This window comes from uncultured Selenomonas sp. (assembly GCF_963528755.1).
In the GTDB taxonomy this organism is placed as follows: domain Bacteria; phylum Bacillota; class Negativicutes; order Selenomonadales; family Selenomonadaceae; genus Selenomonas.
In genome coordinates, this window is sequence record NZ_CAURXA010000002.1 from 63,728 (window position 1) to 81,738 (window position 18,011).

Below are 18,011 nucleotides of genomic sequence, written 5' to 3' on the forward strand. Positions count from 1 at the left end.
ACAAATCTCAGAGAACCGCGAGGATGTCGCTCTCGCGAACGATCAAGTAGTTCTGCTCGTCGACCTTGACTTCAGAACCCGAGTACTTCGAGAAGATAACCTTGTCGCCCGTCTTGACTTCCATCTGCGCACGCGTGCCGTTGTCGAGCATCTTGCCCGTGCCGACTGCGACGACTTCGCCTTCCTGCGGCTTCTCCTTCGCCGTGTCCGGCAGCACGATGCCGCTCGCCGTCTTCATATCGCCTTCCGAAACCTTGATGACAACTCTGTCGCCCAATGGCCTGATCATGTTTATCTTCCTCCCAAATCAACGGAATCGCTGACGAATCAGCTCTTCCTAAATTCTTTTTGTTAGCACTCGCATTGCTTGAGTGCTAATCACAGTTCTTATATTACTCATTTTTCAACAAATAGTCAAGGACTTTTTTTGATTTTTTGACCTTTTAGGGAGAAATCCTCTCCCTCACCCCAGCACCAGTCCCACAGGGCAATGATCGCTGCCGAAGACCTCGTTGTGGATCGTCGCCTCCTTGATCTTCGGCGCGAGGCGGTCGGAAACGAGGAAGTAGTCGATGCGCCAGCCTGCATTCGTCTCACGCGCCTTGCGAAGATACGACCACCATGTATAGATGCCCGTCTTGTCGGGGTAGAGCGCACGGAACGTGTCGGTGAAGCCCGCTTGGAGAAGCTCCGTCATCTTCTCGCGTTCCTCGTCGGTGAAGCCTGCATTCTTGCGGTTCGTCTTGGGATTCTTGAGGTCGATTTCCGTATGCGCCACGTTGAGGTCGCCGCAGACGACGACGGGCCTCTTCGCGTCAAGCGCCAAAAGATAGTCACGGAACGCCTCCTCCCAAGTCATGCGATAGGCGAGACGCTCAAGGCCGCGCTGCGAATTCGGCGTGTAAACTGTCACGAAGTAGAGATCGTCGAACTCCAGCGCGATGACGCGTCCCTCGTGATCGTGCTCTTCGATGCCGAGACCGTAGCTGACGGAAAGCGGCTCGATGCGGCTGAAGACCGCCGTGCCCGAGTAGCCCTTCTTCTCCGCACTGTTCCAATACTGCTTGTAGCCCGTAAGCTCCAAGATTGCCTGCTCCGGCTGCATCTTCGTCTCCTGCACGCCGAAGACGTCGGCGTCAAGCGCCTTGAACGACTGCATGAAGCCCTTGCCGAGGCAAGCGCGCAGACCATTGACATTCCATGATACAAAACGCATGATATTTCCCCCTCAGCCCTGCACGGGATCGCCGACGAAGTAGAGATAGAGGACGACGATGATGCCGAGCACGATGCGATACCAGCCGAACGCCTTGAAATCATTGTTCTTGATGTAGCGCAGCAAAAACTTGATCGAAAGGATCGACACGACGAATGCCGTCGCCATGCCCACGACGAGAATCAAGATCTCGCTGCCCGTGTAGTGCCAGCCAAACTTGACCATCTTCAAGAGACTCGCGCCGAACATGACGGGAATGGCGAGGAAGAACGTGAATTCCGCCGCCACATAGCGCGACGTGCCGAAGAGGATGCCGCCCAAGATCGTCGCGCCCGAGCGCGACGTGCCCGGCACGAGAGACAGCACCTGAAAGAGGCCGATGATGAACGCCGTCTTGTAGTCGAGCCGCTCGATCTCGCGCACGCGCGGCGTGCGACGCTTATTGTACGTCTCGACGACGAGGAACATGACGCCGTAGAAGATCAAGGTCGCCGCGACGACAGGCGCCGTCATGAAGTGCTCTTCCATGAACTTGTTGAACAAAAGTCCGATGACCGCCGCCGGCACGCAGGCAAGGATGACCTTGTACCAGAGCTGCCACGTAGCACGCTTCTCCCAGCTTGACTTCCAGCTCGAAAACGGGTTGAGCTTCTCAAAGTTCAGCACGACGACGGCAAGGATGGCGCCGAGCTGTATGACGACGAGGAACATGTCCATAAAGGACTTCGACACGTCGAGCTTGATGAACTCATCGACAAGAATCATATGTCCCGTGCTGCTGATCGGCAGCCACTCCGTCAGCCCTTCGACAATGCCCAGGACAACCGTTTTCAAAAGCTCCATAATACTTAAATCCACACAGAATCCCCCTAATTCTCCTTACGAGATATTGAATGGGAACATTATACCACAGTTGCCGCGTCGTTGGAACAAAAAGGATTGCTCTTTCCATTCGCAAACTTGCGGAATCACTGCCCACCCATGAATCCTTGAATTATAAAAGATAATAAATCTTATTTGTGAATCCGTACCATTTATGCTATAATGGGAGCGATGAATTTGCGGGCAAAGTTCCGCCCCTATATCGCAAAGGAGGATTTTTCATGCACAAGATGTTGAACCAGCTTCTTTCCGACCTCGTCGTCGAATATCACAAACTTCAGCACTACCACTGGTACGTCAAGGGTCCCGACTTCTTCCCCGTTCACGCGCAGTTGGAAAGCTACTACGACGGCGTGCGCGAAGACATCGACGCCATCGCCGAGAGCCTGCTGCAGATCAACCACGAACCGCTGTCGTCCCTCAAGGACTTCCTCGCAACCGCGAAGATTGAGGAAGCGAAGCCCGGCTTCGTGACCTCGGACGAGATCCTTGCTGAAGTCGAGAAGGACTTCTCCTATATCTACGAGCAGGTGCGCAGCCTCAAGAAAGCTGCCGACGAGGCGAACCGCTACGTCACTTCCATGCTCATGGACGACCTCATCAAGAAATACGCCAAGTCGCTGTGGATGCTTCGTCAGGCGCGCATGAAGTAAGAGAACCCGCAGCATGAACAGTCAAAAATGGGCGATGCATAGACATGCATCGCCCATTTTTCATTTCGTGCCGCCCTTCAGGTCTTGAACTTGGCGGCCGCCACATTGAGGTCATGCGCCATATCGGGGAGACCGCGCGTACTTGCAGCGATCTCTTCTTACGCCTGCACGATCTTGCTGAAGTCAGCAACCTCGCGCAGGAGATCGTCGACGCCCTTCAAGAGGGCGAGGCGATTCTTGCGAATCTTCTCGTCGTCCGCCATGACCATGACGGCGTCAAAGAAGGCGTTGATCGGCTCGGCAAGATCCTTGAAATCGTCGATGGCGCCGACGAAGTCGTGCGCCTCGATGAGGCTCTCAGCTGCGCTCTTGGCAGAGGTGTAGGCCTTCATCAGTTCCTTCTCCTCGTCCGTCTCGAAGAGCGCTGCATCGACGTGCGCTTCACCCTTCTCCGCCTTTGCCGCGAGGTTCGCCACGCGCACGAAGGCCTGCACGGCGTCCGCCATGCCGAGCGCGGCAAGCTGATCTCTGACCGCCTTCGCCGCGAGCAGCACGCGGCACACGTCGTCGACATTGCCGAGCACAGCATCAGCGATGTCGTAGCGTATGCCTTCTTCGGCAAGCACGTTCTTGAGGCGCAGGCGCATGAAGTCAGCGACATCCGCCTGCATCTTCTCGCGCACCGCCGCATCCGTGATCTTGAGCAGATCCATCGTCCAGTCCACAAGGTCGTGCAAGGAAACGGTGACTCCCGCTTCAATGATGCTGTGCACCATGCCGAGCGCCTGCCGTCGCAGGGCGAAGGGATCTTGAGAACCCGTCGGAATCAGGCCGCGACTGAACGTCGCGACGATGTTGTCCATCTTGTCCGCGAGACTCACGACGAGCCCCGCACGCGTCTTCGGCTGCGCATCGCCCGCAAAGCGCGGCATGTAGTGCTCGTCGATCGCGAGGGCTACGTCCTCACCCTCGCCGTCGAGACGTGCGTACTCCTTGCCCATGACGCCCTGCAGCTCCGTGAACTCCGTGACCATTCCCGTCACGAGATCCGCCTTGGAAAGGAGCGCTGCACGCATCGCCGCCTTCTTCTCGGCATCATTCGCATCGATGGCGTCAGCGATTTTTTCTGCGAGCTTTTCGAGACGCAGCGACTTGTCATAGACCGTGCCAAGCCCTTCCTGGAATACGACGGTCTTGAGCTTGTCCAAATGCTCTGCAAGGCTCTTCTTCCTGTCCTCGTCGAAGAAGAACTGCGCGTCGGCAAGACGCGCGCGCAGCACGCGCTCGTTGCCGTGCTGCACCGTCTCCAGGTACTCTTTCCCGCCGTTTCGCACCGTGAGAAAGAGCGGCAGGAGCTTGCTGTCCGCCGACTTCACGGGGAAGTAGCGCTGATGATCGCGCATCGGCGTGATGACGGCATCGGGCGGCAGAGCGAGATACTTGTCCTCGAAGCTTCCCGCAAGCGCTGTCGGATACTCGACGAGGTAAAGCACCTCTTCGAGGAGGTTCGGCGTGATTTCCGCCGTGCCGCCATGCGCCTTCGCCGCTTCGACGAGTCCCTCCTCAATCAGAGCCTTACGCCGCGCGGGGTCAACGATGACGAAGGCCTTCTCGCACGCCTCCTCGTAATGCGCGGCATCCTCAATCGTGAAGTCGCCCGTGCTGAGGAAGCGATGGCCGCGCGATGTATTGCCGCTCTTGACACATGCAAGCTCGAAGGGCACGATCCTATCGCCGTAGAGCGCAACGAGCCAGCGCAGGGGACGGATGAAGCGGAAGTCGAGGTCGCCCCAGCGCATGCTATTCGGAAGCGGAAGACCTGAAATGAGCTCGGGCAGCATCTTTGCCAGCACCTTTTCCGCACTCTCGCCCGCTTCTTCGACGAGCGCGTAGACATAGCCGTCACGCACGACGAGATCCTGCGCCTTCAATCCCTGCCCGCGCGCGAAGCCTTCCGCCGCCTTCGTCGGCTTGCCTGCCGCATCGAATGCCACCTGTACGGAGGGGCCGCGCTTCTCCTCGGCGACGTCCTCCTGCCTTTCCGCGAGTCCTTCGACGACGAGCGCGAGGCGGCGCGGCGTGCCGAGCGTCCGCACCGCGCCGTGCGCGAGGCGCAGTTCCTTCAAAGCCTTCTTCGCGTTCTCGCCAAGCTCCTTGAGCATCCCGGGCATCGCATGTGCCGGAATTTCCTCCGTACCGATCTCCAACAACAAATCCTTGCTCATGCTTTCGCCCCCCTCTTCAGCATCGGATAGCCGAGTTCCTCGCGCTGCTTCAAATAGCACTGGGCGCAGAGGCGCGCGAGTTTGCGCACGCGTCCGATGAACGCCGTGCGCTCCGACACGCTGATCGCGCCGCGCGCGTCGAGCAGATTGAAGGCGTGCGAGCACTTCAAAACGTAATCGTAGGCGGGATGGACGCACCCCAGCTCAATGATGCGCACGGCCTCCTTCTCGTACTTGTCAAAGAGATCGAAGAGAAGAACCTCATCCGACAGGTCAAAGGAATACGCCGACTGCTCGACCTCGTTCTGATGGAAGACGTCACCGTACGTATAATCTGCCGTCCACTGGATGTCAAAGACGTTCTCGACGCCCTGGATGTACATGGCAAGACGCTCCAGCCCATAGGTGATCTCTGAAGAGACGGGCTTGACGTCTACGCTGCCGACCTGCTGGAAGTAGGTGAACTGCGTGATCTCCATGCCGTCGAGCCAGACTTCCCAGCCAAGACCCCATGCGCCCAAGGTCGGCGACTCCCAGTTGTCCTCGACGAAGCGGATGTCGTGCTGCTTGGGATCGATGCCGAGGCTTTCAAGACTTTCGAGGTAAAGCTCCTGGATATTGTCGGGCGACGGCTTCATGATGACTTGGAACTGATGGTGCTGATACAGACGATTCGGATTGTCGCCGTAGCGCCCGTCCGCCGGGCGGCGCGAAGGCTCGACATAGGCGACGTTCCACGGCTCTGGCCCCAAGACGCGCAGGAAGGTCGACGGATTCATCGTGCCCGCGCCCTTCTCCACGTCGTACGGCTGCGCCAGGATGCAGCCTTGCTCGCTCCAGAACTTCTGCAGAGCGAGGATGATCTCCTGAAACTTCAAATCGAACAACTCCTTATCTCGCGAAACGGACAAAAAAATGCCCCGCCCCGCAACAAAAATGTCACAGGGACGAGACGTATCCCGCGGTTCCACCCTGATTGGCGCCGCCGTGCAGCAAAGCATGCTACGGCAAACGCCCACCTTGAATTTTATTGAACTGCTGCTCCAAAGCGCCCGTCACTCCCAAGAACCGCGCAAGAATCGTGCGCCGCCCTGACGGTCTTCCACTGCCACCGTCTCGCTGTACGGAAGTTCCTTTTCTTCTTCATCGCATGTTTAGGAAACGCTGATAAAAATGAAGTCGCCCAGATTTGCACAGGTGCGCTGTATCTATCGAGGATTTGTCGACGACGCGAGGACAGTGCAAATGTGCGAAGATGGGTGGCTGAATTTATCAGTGCTTCCATTAGTTTAGCAAAGGATGCGGCGGCTTGTCAATGGCAGGAATGAATCTTCGTTCAAACGCCCGTTTCCCCACGCGCCGCCTTCCAGCCGAGCGCTGCCTGCCTCGCACGGATGAAATCGGCGTAGATGCCGCGCTCTTGCAAAAGTTCCTCATGCGTGCCGCGCTGCACAATCCTTCCCTCAGAGACGACGATAATCTGCCGCGCGTTCCGCACGGTGTTGAGCCGATGCGCGATCATGATGACCGTCTTGCCTTTCGTCAGCGATTCCATCGCCTTTTGCAGACGGTCTTCGTTCTCGGGATCGACATTCGCCGTCGCCTCGTCGAAGATGATGATCGGTGCGTCCTTCAAGATGGCACGCGCGATGGAAATACGCTGGCGCTCACCGCCCGAAAGGCTCGCACCACCGTCTCCGATCACAGTATCGTAGCCCTCGGGCAGCGCCTCGATGAAGTCGTGGCAGCAGGCCTCGCGTGCAGCGGCGACAACTTCCTCGTGCGTTGCCGTCGGCTTGCCGAAGCGGATATTGTTTTCTATCGTATCGCGGAAAAGATAGACGTTCTGGAAAACGATGCTGATCTGTCGCATCAGAGATTCGAGCGTATAGTCGCGCACATCATGTCCGCCGACCTTGATGCTGCCGTCCGCCACATCCCAGAAGCGTGCGATGAGATGGCAGAGCGTCGTCTTGCCCGAGCCGCTCGGGCCGACGATCGCCGTCAAGGCGCGCTCAGGGATAGTCAGCGACACATCGTCGAGAACCTTTCGCGTACCGTAGAAAAAGTCGACGTGTTCGAAGGAAACATCGTGATGCTCCGGCTCGATGTCCGTGCCGCCCGAATCCATCTGCGGCAGATCCGTCGCCCGCTCCGCCTGCTCGATGGAGCTTGTCACAACGCGCAGGATCATCAGCATGCTTCCCGTAGACTCAATCTGCGAGAAAATCAGAAACGAGAGCACCAGTCCCATGAGAGCTGTCAGAAGATCCATCGTACCTGCCTCGTAAGAAAACAAGGCGACGAACATGATCAAGACGCTGAAGAGGCGCAGCGTCGTCTCCTGTGCGATGGCGTACGGCGTGAAGATCCTTTCGATGGCGAGATTCGCCGCACGGCTCTCATCAAGGGCTTCGCGCACGCGCGCATCGCCCTTGCCGCGCAGGTTGAACGCCTTGATGACGGGCATTCCCTCGATCTGCTCGAGAACCGCCTCGACCAGTTTCGCCTGCGCCTTCTGCCGATTCGGCGCAAGGCTGCGCGACTTCTTTTCCACCGAGGAGGTCACGAACAAGTAGCAGAAGACGCCGAGAATAAAGAGCACGCCGATGCGCCACTGCCAGAAAAGCAGCATGGGCATGAGGATCAACGTATTCAAAAAGCCGCTCAAAAGGGTGACCAAGAGGCGCGGCGCCGTGTTCTCCACATCGTTCAGAACCGTCGTCGCAACGCCCGTAAGCTCACCTCTGCTGCTTTCATCAAAATAGCCCATGGGAACCGTCTTGAGCTTGTCGCCGATGGCGATGCGCTTTTGTGCCACCATGAAGTAGCCGGCATGGACGCGCTGCAGCTGCGAAAAATAATGGGCAACCGCCCTGCCCGTCACGCTCAATGCGAGCAGCCCCAGAGAAGAAAGCGCCGCCTCCGCCGTAGCCCTTCCTTCGACCAAGGCTCGCAGGACGATGTAGATCGCCGTGATCTGCAAGATGTGGAAGAGCGCGTAAACAACACCCAGAGCGAGCGACTTGTTGAGGTTTCCCCTCTCCTTTCCCGCAAAATGCCAAATCATCTTCAGCGCTTCAAGCATGGCAATCACCATCCTTTGCCCCGACATGCGCGTGCCACATCGCGCGATACGCTGTGCTCTTTTCAAGCAGCTCCTCGTGCGTGCCGCTCGCCGCAACCATGCCCGCTTCTACGAGGAAGATCTTGTCGGCGTCCGTAATCGTCGACAGCCGATGCGCGATGATGATGACCGTCTTCCCCGCGATGAGGCGTGCGACCGCCCGCTGCAGGATCGCCTCGTTCTCAGGATCGACATAGGCCGTCGCCTCGTCGAGCACGACGATCGGCGCATCCTTCAAGACGGCGCGCGCGATGGCGATACGCTGACGCTCACCACCCGATACATGACTGCCGCCCGTGCCGACGCGCGTGTCATAACCATGCGCAAGCCGCAGGATGAAGTCCTCGCATCCCGCAGCTCGCGCGGCGCGCTCGACCTCCTCGTCGGAGGCCTGCGGCCTGCCCATGCGAATGTTCTCACGAATGCTGTCGTCGAAGAGATAGGCGTCCTGTGCAACGAAGGAAACGAGATCGTAGAGCTGCGCGAGTGGAATATCCGTACTCTCCCTGCCGCCGATCTTCAAGCTGCCCGAATCTATATCCCAATAGCCGGCAATCAGGCGTGCGAGCGTCGTCTTGCCGCTGCCGCTCTGTCCGACGAATGCATTCAAGGTATGCGGTGCAAGCGCAAGGCTCACGCCATGCAGCACTTCCTTGCCATCTTGGTAAGAAAAGCGCACATCCGTAAGCTCGATGCCAGCATCGAGAAGCTCGACATCCGATGTGCCATGATGCTGTTCCTCCGCTCTCAGCAGCTTGTCAGCGGAAGCGACGACTGTCCCGACCTGCGACACCGTGTCAATAAACCCCATGGCCTCGATCAACGGCCCTGCGACCCCCAGCGAAAGGATCACCGCCGTCACGAACACCTCCATGCTCATGCACCCCTGCATGTAAAGAAGCCAGCCGCCGGGCAAAACCGTCAGAAGCGTCGTCGGCGCGATCGTCATCGCCAAGGAGATGGGAAATTGGCAGTCCTTCATCCACTGATAGAAATACGCGGCGTTCGCCGCGATGCTGCGCGAGAACTTCTCGTAGGACGCCGCGCCCTGGTTGAACGCCTTGATGACCTCGATGCCGCCGATGTACTCGACGATAGCGGCATTCATCGTCTCCGTCGCCGCCACCGACGCCTCGAAGCGCTCCTTGTAATCGCGCATGGCAAAGCTCAGGCAGAAGAGCCCGACGGGGATGGAAACGATTGCCAGAAGCGCCATGCGCCAATCAAGCACAAGCAGATAGCAGAAGATGCAGAAAGGGCCGACGAGATTCGCCGTCAGCTCGGGCAGAAGATGCGCGAGCGTGCGCTCCGTGCTCTCCACCTGATCGACGATGATATGCTTGACCTCGCCGACAGGCAGATCCGCGACCGTGCCGAGCGGCAGCTTCGGCAGTTTTTGCAGGATCTTCCAGCGAACTTCGCGCAGAATGGAAAACGCCGCCTTATGCGAGACGGAAAGCGCGTACGCATAGAGGATGCTGCGCAGAAGATAGCCGACAAACGCGGCGAAGCACAGCAGAAAAACCTCATCCCTTTGCAGCCCTCGTCCTGCCAGAAGCGCCGCGAGGAGTGACGATACGACGAAATACGGCACAAGTCCGCAGAGCACTGCCGTAACAGAAAGGAAAATCGAAAAGAGAAGCCTGCCATGCTCCTCTTCATCCAACTCCCACAGACGCAGCAAAGCGCTTTTCGCATCCATGTCCGCACCTCCTCAATATTTTCCGGTTGGATTCCATGATAAGTTTAGCGAATCTTTAGGCAATGATATGCAAAGCTATTATCAATGATAATCTATATCATTATATCGTACTTCGCACTGCAATTCAAGAATAAAGGAAGCGCTGATAAAATGAGGTCACCCAGATTTGCACAGATGCGCTGTATCTATAGCGGTCAACGTCAACCAATCATGCGGCGCGCTTCGCACTTGCATTCTTGGGACGTTTTCGCATACGAGCCGTTGCCCAATCGTCTGCGTCCTTCGGACTTGACTCTTGGACGGCTCAGCAAGGAGACAAACCGCAGGCGTAGCGGTGCTACGTCGAGGATTTGTCGACGACGAGAGGACAGCGCAGATGTGTGAAGATGGGTGGCTGAATTTATCAGTGATTCCTAAAGTTTTATTAACGCCTTTCTGCGACACAAAACAGCATCCGTCAAAGAAAAAAGGGCTGCCGCACAAATCGTGCGGCAGCCTCTTTTCTTTGCAGCAAACCTCGCCTTACTTGCCAGCGAGCTTCTTGTAGCCTTCGATTCTCATCCTTGCGTCGCTCTCCGTCTTCTCGAAGAGTGCGTCGGCAGCCTCGGGGAAGCTGCGCTTCAGGGAAGCATAGCGGACTTCGCCCTGCAGGAATTCCTGGAACTTGCTGAAATCCGGCTCCTTCGAGTCGAGCGTGAACGGATTCTTGTCCGTGCCGACGAGCGTCGGGTTGAAGCGGTAGTTCGCCCAGTAACCGCAGGCGTTGGCACGCTTGCCCTCTTCCTGGCTGCAGCCCATGCCGATGCGGATGCCATGGTTGATGCACGGCGCATAAGCGATGATGAGCGACGGTCCTTTATAAGCCTCGGCCTCTTTGATCGCCTTCAAGACCTGGTTGTGGTCGGCGCCCATGTTGACCTGTGCGACATAGACGTAGCCATAGGACATCGCCATGATGCCGAGATCCTTCTTCTTCGTCCTCTTGCCCGTCGCAGCGAACTCTGCGATCGCAGCCGCCGGCGTGGACTTCGAAGCCTGACCACCCGTATTGGAGTAGACTTCCGTATCGAACACGAAGATGTTGACATCCTCGCCCGAAGCGAGCACATGGTCGACGCCGCCGTAACCGATATCGTAAGCCCAGCCGTCGCCGCCGAAGATCCACTGCGAACGCTTCACGAAGTAGTCGCGCTCATCGTAAATCTTGTTCAGAAGCTCGTCCGTGCCCTTCTCCTTTTCGAGCAGTTCCGTCAGCTTGTCAGCACGCTCGCGCGTGCCTTCGCCCTCGGCCATGTTGTCCTTCCAGTCCTTCAAAGCAGCCTGGAGATCTGCGCTGCCCTTGCCGTCCGCAAGCGCCGCATCGACATCGGCCGCAATGCGGTCACGGATCGCACGAACGCCGAGGAACATGCCGAGACCGAACTCTGCGTTGTCCTCGAAGAGGGAGTTCGCCCAAGCCGGGCCATAGCCCTTTTCGTTCTTCGTGTACGGCATCGCCGGTGCGCTGCCGCCCCAGATCGACGAGCAACCCGTAGCATTCGAGATCATCATGCGATCACCGAAGAGCTGCGTGAGGAGCTTCGCGTACGGCGTCTCGCCGCAGCCTGCGCAAGCGCCCGAGAATTCGAGCAGCGGCTTCTCAAACTGCGAGCCGATGACCGTATCCTTCTTCATCGGGTTCTTCTTCGGTGCGACCTTCGTCGCATCGACGCCATAGTCGAAGTAGACCTGCTTCGCCTTGAGATCGTCGTCGAGCGGCTTCATGTCGAGCGCCTTCGCCGGGCAGACCTGCGCGCAGTTGCCGCAGCCGAGGCAGTCCATCGTGGAGACGGCAATCGTGAAGTTGTAGTCCTTGATCGCCTTGGTCTTCTTCCACGGGAAGCCCTCCGGCGCCGCATCCTTCTCGGCGTCCGTCGTGAGCACGGGACGAATGGTCGCATGCGGGCAGACGTAGGAGCACTGATTGCAGCCGATGCACTTCTCGGCATTCCATACGGGAACATTGATCGCCGTGCCGCGCTTCTCGTAAGCCGCGCCGCCGACGGGGAACGTGCCGTCAACCATTTCCTCAGCAAACTGCGAAACCTTGAGACGGTCGCCTTCCTGACGGTTCATGACGTTCTGAACGCCCGTGATGAACGCCGGAATATCATGTGCTTCTTCCTTCTCGTCCTCAGCATTCGCCCAGTCCGCAGGAACATTGACGCGATGCAGAGCCTCGATGCCCTTGTCGATGGCGCCGTTGTTCATGTCGACGATCTTCTGACCCTTCTTGCCGTACGATGTGACGACAGCATCCTTGAGGTACTTGACAGCCGTTTCAATCGGAATGATGTTCGCGAGCTTGAAGAACGCGGACTGCATGACCATGTTGAAGCGGCCGCCGAGGCCGAGCTCCTTGGCGATTTCCACAGCGTTGACCGTGTAGAACTCGATGTCGTTCTTCGCAATGTAGCGCTTCATGTAGGCGGGCAGGTGCTTCGAGAGATCCTCCTCGCTCCAGACCGTGTTGAGCAGGAATTTGCCGCCGCGCTTGAGACCTGCGAGGAGATCGTACTTCGTCACATACGACTGCTGCGAACACGAAATGAAGTTCGCATTGTGAATGAGATACGGAGAATTGATCGGAGATTTGCCGAAGCGCAGATGCGACATCGTGATACCGCCCGACTTCTTCGAGTCGTAGGCGAAATACGCCTGCGCATACATGTCGGTCTTGTCGCCGATGATCTTGATGGCACTCTTGTTCGCACCGACCGTGCCGTCCGAGCCAAGACCCCAGAACTTGCAGGCCGTCGTGCCTTCCGGCGTGAGATCGACGTCCTCGGGATACTCAGCGAGCGACGTATGCGTGACATCATCGTCGATGGCAATCGTGAAGCCGTGCTTCGGATCGTCCTTCTTGAGTTTCTCGTAGACCGAGAGGACATGATCGGGCGTCGTGTCCTTGCCGCCGAGACCGTAGCGGCCGCCGACGATGACAGGGTTCATGTCGGAGTTGTAGAACGCCGCCTTGACATCGAGGTAGAGCGGCTCGCCGATCGCGCCCGGCTCCTTCGTGCGGTCGAGGACAGCGATCTTCTTGACCGTCTTCGGCAGAACCTTGAAGAAATGCTCGAGCGAGAACGGACGATAGAGATGCACGGAAAGAAGGCCGACCTTTTCACCCTTGGAATTGAGATAATCCACGGCTTCGCCGGCCGTCTGACAGATCGAGCCCATGGCGATGATGATGCGCTCGGCATCCTTTGCACCATGATAGTCGAAGAGATGGTGCTCGCGTCCCGTGATCTTCGCGAGATCTGCCATGGCTTCCTCGACAAGCTCAGGCAGCGCTTCATAGTACTTGTTGGCGGCTTCCTGCGACTGGAAGTAGATATCCGGGTTCTGCGCCGTACCGCGGATGACCGGATGATTCGGGTTCAGTGCGCGTGCACGGAACTCCTTGACCGCATCCCAGTCGAGGAGTTTCGCAAGATCGTCAAAGTCGATGACTTCGATCTTCTGAATCTCATGCGACGTGCGGAAACCGTCGAAGAAGTTGATGAAAGGCACGCGGCCCTTGATGGCGACGAGATGCGCGACAGCGGCGAGATCCATGACCTCCTGCACGCTCGCCTCACACAGCATCGCACAGCCCGTCTGACGCGCTGCCATGACATCGCGCTGATCGCCGAAAATATTGAGGGAGGAAGTCGCCAGAGCACGGGCGCTCACATGGAAGACACCGGGAAGGAGCTCGCCGGCAATCTTGTAGAGGTTCGGGATCATCAGCAGGAAGCCCTGCGAAGCCGTGTACGTCGTCGTCAGAGCGCCTGCCTGCAAAGAGCCGTGCACAGCGCCTGCAGCGCCTGCCTCGGACTGCATCTCGATGACGCGCACCTTCTGACCGAAGATGTTCTTCGTTCCCTTCGCCGCCAGAGCGTCGACATGCTCCGCCATCGGCGAGGACGGCGTGATCGGGTAGATGGCGGCAACATCGGTGAATGCGTAGGAAATATATCCCGCAGCCGTGTTGCCGTCCATGGTCTTCATTTTTTTGCTCATGTTTTGAATTGCTCCCCTCTTTATAAAAAGATACAAAACACATAAATGTGGGTAATACCCGCTATGACCTATTATACACCGAACCATTCCTGTTGTAAATAAACAGCATGAGGAACAATTCGGAAAAATAGGAGAAAATCATCGATTGATTGACCTTGCGTCCACCTCCCGATATAATAGAAACCATTATGAAAACTGCACCAAGACCGCCAAGAAAGCTAGGAGTGGAATCGCTTGCATCACCTTCACCGCCTGAGGCCTCTCGTGCCCGCACTCATCGTCCCTCTGATCCTTTGGGCAACCGTCATCGAAAGTGACGAAGCTCTCTATGCCAAGGCGCCGCTTCGCGCCATAACGGAGACATCCATGCTGCATCCTCTGTCCTTCTCCCCCATTCTCTCGTGGGAGAAGAACGTCAATGCCACGCACTACGAAATCGAATTCTTCCGCGAACAGCCTGCCATTTGCTATCCCGATACGGCGTCCTCCGAAGCCGTCTGGCGCTCCGATGACGTCTATGCGAGCAGCTACAACCCGCCGCTCTTCCTCTTCGCTGCCGATCTCTTGGGGCGTGCGCCGCTCTATTGGCGCGTGCGCGCCCTCGACTTCGACGGCACGCCCGTCTCGCTTTTCAGTGCCGTCATGCCGCTCTACACGAGCGCCGCCGTCGCGCCGAGCGTCATGACCGTGCCACTTCCCATCGCCTTCTCCGAGCTCACAGCGCCTCTTCTCTATCCCGTCTACCATTGGGTGCGCCCCTATCGTGCGCATGCCTTCGAGGTCGCACTCTACGCAGAAGATCCGACGGAAACCCCCGACGCCGAGCCGATCGACACGATGACGACGCGGCTTTCTGAAATCTACGACCAGAAGCCCCGCATCGGCTCTGGATTCTTCTACTGGCGCGTGCGTTCGCTCGACGAGGCAGACGAACCCGCAAGCGACTGGTCTCCCGTGCTGAAGTTCCGCAACGACCCCCAAGACAACTGGGAAATCGCTGTTTTCGGCGACAGCATCAGCCACGGCGGCGGTCATATCTCCTACGGGCCCGCCGACCACGAATTCAGCTGGCTCTCCTATCTCGACTTTCCTGCCATCAACCTCTCGATGAGCGGCGATACGAGCGTGACAATGCTCGAACGCTTCGAAACGGACGTCCTGCCCTTCCATCCGCGCTACCTGCTTATCCTGAATGGCACGAACAGCCTGCGTGCGGGCGTCAGCGCCGCCGAGGTCATCGCCGACCTTGAAGAACTCAAGGCACGCTGCCTCGCGAACGGCATCCGCCCCATCTTCCTCACGCTGCCGCCGATCAACCCCGAGAACATCGCACGCGCCTTTGACGAGCCGACGGTGGATGACTGGCAGACGCAGTTCTCCCTCGTCAACGCCTTCCTGCGCACCGAGGTGCACATCGATGTGGCGGCGGCATTCTCCACCCATCCCCTGCTGCCGACGGAACTGGCTCTGGACGGACTGCACGAGGACGTGATCGGAAAGCAGCTCATCGCCCAGACGGTCAACCGCGCCTGGCAGGAAGCGAAGCAGCAGGCTGACCGACTTCCCGTGCAGTAGGTTTTTGGACGCAATGACAATATATTAGGGAGAATATGTTGTATTTATCTCTCTTCCGATATAGAATAGGGAGTATAGATTCAAAATACACGGACATGTTCCGTTCCAAAAGAAAGGCGGTCATATTCATGCAGGCAATCGAAATCAAGAAAGGCATCTACTGGGTCGGCGCCATCGACTGGTCGATGCGCAGTTTTCACGGCTACGAGACGGGACGCGGTTCAAGCTACAATGCCTACCTCATCCTCGACGAGAAAATCACGCTGATCGACACGGTGAAAGAACCGTTCCGTGATGAGCTGATTTCACGCATCTCTTCCGTCATCGACCCCGCCAAGATCGACATCATCGTTTCAAACCATGTCGAGCCCGATCACTCCGGCTCTATCCCTGCGATGATGAAGCTTTGCCCCAAGGCGGAAATCTATACGAGCGATCCCAACGGCTTCAAGGGATTGACCGCCCACTACGGCGATCTTCCCTACCACGGCGTCAAGGCGGGTGACACACTGAGCCTCGGCAAGCGCACGCTCACGTTCGTGCCGACGCCCATGCTCCACTGGCCCGACAGCATGGTCACCTACTGCCCCGAAGAGAAGATTCTCTTCTCGAACGACGCTTTCGGTCAGCACCTTGCCGCTTCCAAGCTCTTCGACGATGAAGTGGACTTCGCCGTACTCATGGAAGAGGCGAAAAAGTACTATGCGAACATCCTCATGCTCTACGGACGCCAGGCGCAGACGGCCTTGAAAGCGCTCGCAGGGATCGACATCGAGATGATCGCCACAGGACACGGCCGACTCTGGCGCTCCCATATCCCCGACATTCTCGCCGCCTACCAGAAGTGGAGTACGGGCGAGCTGGAAGATAAGGCCGTCGTCGTCTTCGACTCCATGTGGCATTCGACGGAAAAGATGGCGCGCGCCATCGCCGAGGCCTTCGCTGAAAAGGGTCTGCCCACGCAGTTCTATGACATCAAGAAGACGCATATGTCCGACATCGTCGTCGACGTCCTCACGAGCCGCTACCTTGCCGTCGGCTCGCCGACCATCAACAACCAGATGATGCCGACCATCGCGGGTTTCCTCTGCTACCTCAAGGGACTCGCGCCGAAAGGACGCGAAGCCTTCGCCTTCGGCTCTTACGGCTGGGGCGGCCAGAGCATCAAGCTCGTCGAGGACGAGCTCAAGGCCGCCGGATGCAACATCTGCCTCGACATGATCCGCATCGCGAATGTGCCGAGCAAGGAGCAGCTCGAAGAGATTCGCGAGAAGGTCAAGGGGATTGAAATGAAGTAACGATACAAAAACGCTGCTGAAAATGCTCAGCAGCGTTTTTCTTTATCGCACACAAAAGCGGCAGGAGTCCGAACTCCTGCCGCCTCAAAAGCAGTATGACTTTTGCTATATTTTTCCTTTTACCGCCCGAGCATCGCGAGCATCGTGCCTGCGGCGACGGCGGTGCCGATGACGCCGGCGACGTTCGGTCCCATGGCGTGCATGAGCAGGAAGTTGCCGGGCTTCGCCTTTGCACCGACGACCTGGCTGACGCGCGCTGCCATTGGCACAGCGGAGACGCCGGCGGAGCCGATCAGCGGGTTGACCTTGTGACCCGAAACGACGTACATGATCTTGCCGAAGATGACGCCGCCCGCCGTACCGGCGATGAAGGCGACGAATCCGAGCATGATGATGAGCAGCGTGTCGCGCGTGAGGAAGTGCTCCGCCGACATCGTCATGCCCGTGCCCGTGGCGAGGAAAATCGTGATGATGTTGCACAGCGAATTCTGCGCCGTATCCGAAAGGCGGTCGGTGACGCCCGACTCACGGAAGAGGTTGCCGAGCATGAGCATGCCCAAAAGCGCTGCGATCGACGGCAGCAGCAAGCTGATGAAGATGGTCGCGACGAGCGGGAAGATGACCTTCTCGAACTTCGTGACGTCACGCAGCTGCTCCATGACGACCTCGCGCTCCGTCTTCGTCGTGAGGAGTTTCATGACGGGAGGCTGGATGAGCGGCACGAGCGACATGTAGGAGTACGCTGCGACAGCGATCGCCCCCAAGAGATTCGGCGCGAGCTTCGTCGCCAGATAGATGGACGTCGGTCCGTCAGCGCCGCCGATGATGCCGATGGCGGCGGATTCCTCGACAGAGAAACCGAATAATACCATGGCGAGACCGAGGGCTACGAAGACGCCGATCTGCGCCGCCGCTCCCAAGAGGAGCGTGTTCGGATTGGCGATCAGCGGGCCGAAGTCCGTCATCGCGCCGATACCGAGGAAGATCAGCGGCGGAAAGATTTCGTAGGTGATGCCGAAGTTGATCGCCTTCATGACGTTCATCTCTTCAGCGAAGAAGCCCGTCTCCGGAAAATTCGCCAAGATACAGCCAAAAGCGATCGGGCCAAGGAGCAGCGGCTCGAACTCCTTGGCAAAGGCCAGATAAAGAAGCACGAGTCCGACGAGAATCATGATGCCGTTGCCCATCGTGAAGTGGGAAAAGCCCGATCCTGCCCAGACGGCCTGCAGCGATACGATAAAAGCATTGAGGAATTCCATGATTTTGCCTCCTTTGCATCCGATGAT

The 18,011-nt window shown here is 57.9% G+C and carries 12 protein-coding genes; 3 read left to right on the forward strand and 9 right to left on the reverse strand.

What is annotated here, in order from left to right; all coding sequences use genetic code 11:
• Window positions 1-7: 7 nt before the first annotated feature.
• The 3 genes from groES to RWS31_RS02450 form a co-directional block, all read right to left on the reverse strand.
• The gene (gene groES / locus RWS31_RS02440; RefSeq protein ID WP_006193124.1) at window positions 8-289 is read right to left on the reverse strand and encodes a co-chaperone GroES; all 282 of its coding nucleotides are present in this window, start codon (window positions 287-289) and stop codon (window positions 8-10) included.
• A gap of 174 nt (window positions 290-463) precedes the next feature.
• On the reverse strand, window positions 464-1,216 hold the full coding sequence (locus RWS31_RS02445) for an exodeoxyribonuclease III (RefSeq protein ID WP_314595799.1): 753 nt from the start codon (window positions 1,214-1,216) through the stop codon (window positions 464-466).
• Window positions 1,217-1,228: 12 nt separating this feature from the next.
• Complete coding sequence (locus tag RWS31_RS02450; protein WP_264919885.1) at window positions 1,229-2,059, reverse strand: undecaprenyl-diphosphate phosphatase; 831 nt, start codon at window positions 2,057-2,059, stop codon at window positions 1,229-1,231.
• A gap of 260 nt (window positions 2,060-2,319) precedes the next feature.
• On the opposite strand from RWS31_RS02450, the gene RWS31_RS02455 reads away from it, so the two are divergent.
• A complete protein-coding gene (locus tag RWS31_RS02455; RefSeq protein WP_265070078.1) occupies window positions 2,320-2,751 on the forward strand; it encodes a DNA starvation/stationary phase protection protein in 432 nt (143 codons plus the stop codon).
• A gap of 158 nt (window positions 2,752-2,909) precedes the next feature.
• Here RWS31_RS02455 and glyS read toward each other — a convergent pair whose 3' ends face one another.
• The 5 genes from glyS to nifJ form a co-directional block, all read right to left on the reverse strand.
• On the reverse strand, window positions 2,910-4,976 hold the full coding sequence (gene glyS, locus RWS31_RS02460) for a glycine--tRNA ligase subunit beta (protein ID WP_314595801.1): 2,067 nt from the start codon (window positions 4,974-4,976) through the stop codon (window positions 2,910-2,912).
• Window positions 4,973-5,854, reverse strand: coding sequence for a glycine--tRNA ligase subunit alpha (glyQ, locus tag RWS31_RS02465; protein WP_314595803.1), 882 nt, complete (start codon window positions 5,852-5,854; stop codon window positions 4,973-4,975). The genes glyS and glyQ overlap by 4 nt, the downstream gene beginning before the upstream one ends.
• Window positions 5,855-6,312: 458 nt before the next feature.
• Window positions 6,313-8,064, reverse strand: a complete 1,752-nt coding sequence (locus tag RWS31_RS02470; RefSeq protein WP_314595806.1) for an ABC transporter ATP-binding protein — start codon at window positions 8,062-8,064, stop codon at window positions 6,313-6,315.
• The gene (locus RWS31_RS02475) at window positions 8,057-9,805 is read right to left on the reverse strand and encodes an ABC transporter ATP-binding protein (protein ID WP_314595808.1); all 1,749 of its coding nucleotides are present in this window, start codon (window positions 9,803-9,805) and stop codon (window positions 8,057-8,059) included. Before RWS31_RS02475 ends, RWS31_RS02470 begins: the two co-directional genes overlap by 8 nt.
• A 522-nt stretch (window positions 9,806-10,327) precedes the next feature.
• Window positions 10,328-13,852, reverse strand: coding sequence for a pyruvate:ferredoxin (flavodoxin) oxidoreductase (gene nifJ / locus RWS31_RS02480; RefSeq protein ID WP_314595810.1), 3,525 nt, complete (start codon window positions 13,850-13,852; stop codon window positions 10,328-10,330).
• Window positions 13,853-14,086: 234 nt separating this feature from the next.
• Here nifJ and RWS31_RS02485 point away from each other — a divergent pair, with 234 nt between their 5' ends.
• Together RWS31_RS02485 and RWS31_RS02490 are read left to right on the forward strand one after the other, a co-directional pair.
• Window positions 14,087-15,427, forward strand: a complete 1,341-nt coding sequence (locus RWS31_RS02485; protein ID WP_314595812.1) for a GDSL-type esterase/lipase family protein — start codon at window positions 14,087-14,089, stop codon at window positions 15,425-15,427.
• Between the two features lie 128 nt (window positions 15,428-15,555).
• The gene (locus RWS31_RS02490) at window positions 15,556-16,725 is read left to right on the forward strand and encodes an FprA family A-type flavoprotein (protein ID WP_314595814.1); all 1,170 of its coding nucleotides are present in this window, start codon (window positions 15,556-15,558) and stop codon (window positions 16,723-16,725) included.
• Window positions 16,726-16,844: 119 nt separating this feature from the next.
• Here the strand turns inward: RWS31_RS02490 and RWS31_RS02495 are convergent, their stop codons facing one another.
• A complete protein-coding gene (locus RWS31_RS02495; RefSeq protein ID WP_314595816.1) occupies window positions 16,845-17,984 on the reverse strand; it encodes a sodium ion-translocating decarboxylase subunit beta in 1,140 nt (379 codons plus the stop codon).
• Window positions 17,985-18,011 lie beyond the last annotated feature (27 nt).

Bases quoted from the DNA above. Each gene is read 5' to 3' on its own strand.
- groES (WP_006193124.1), bottom strand. From the start codon at position 289: ATGATCAGGCCATTGGGCGACAGAGTTGTCATCAAGGTTTCGGAAGGC.
- RWS31_RS02445 (WP_314595799.1), bottom strand. From the start codon at position 1,216: ATGCGTTTTGTATCATGGAATGTCAATGGTCTGCGCGCTTGCCTCGGC.
- RWS31_RS02450 (WP_264919885.1), bottom strand. From the start codon at position 2,059: ATGGAGCTTTTGAAAACGGTTGTCCTGGGCATTGTCGAAGGGCTGACG.
- RWS31_RS02455 (WP_265070078.1), top strand. From the start codon at position 2,320: ATGCACAAGATGTTGAACCAGCTTCTTTCCGACCTCGTCGTCGAATAT.
- glyS (WP_314595801.1), bottom strand. From the start codon at position 4,976: ATGAGCAAGGATTTGTTGTTGGAGATCGGTACGGAGGAAATTCCGGCA.
- RWS31_RS02470 (WP_314595806.1), bottom strand. From the start codon at position 8,064: ATGCTTGAAGCGCTGAAGATGATTTGGCATTTTGCGGGAAAGGAGAGG.
- RWS31_RS02475 (WP_314595808.1), bottom strand. From the start codon at position 9,805: ATGGATGCGAAAAGCGCTTTGCTGCGTCTGTGGGAGTTGGATGAAGAG.
- nifJ (WP_314595810.1), bottom strand. From the start codon at position 13,852: ATGAGCAAAAAAATGAAGACCATGGACGGCAACACGGCTGCGGGATAT.
- RWS31_RS02490 (WP_314595814.1), top strand. From the start codon at position 15,556: ATGCAGGCAATCGAAATCAAGAAAGGCATCTACTGGGTCGGCGCCATC.
- RWS31_RS02495 (WP_314595816.1), bottom strand. From the start codon at position 17,984: ATGGAATTCCTCAATGCTTTTATCGTATCGCTGCAGGCCGTCTGGGCA.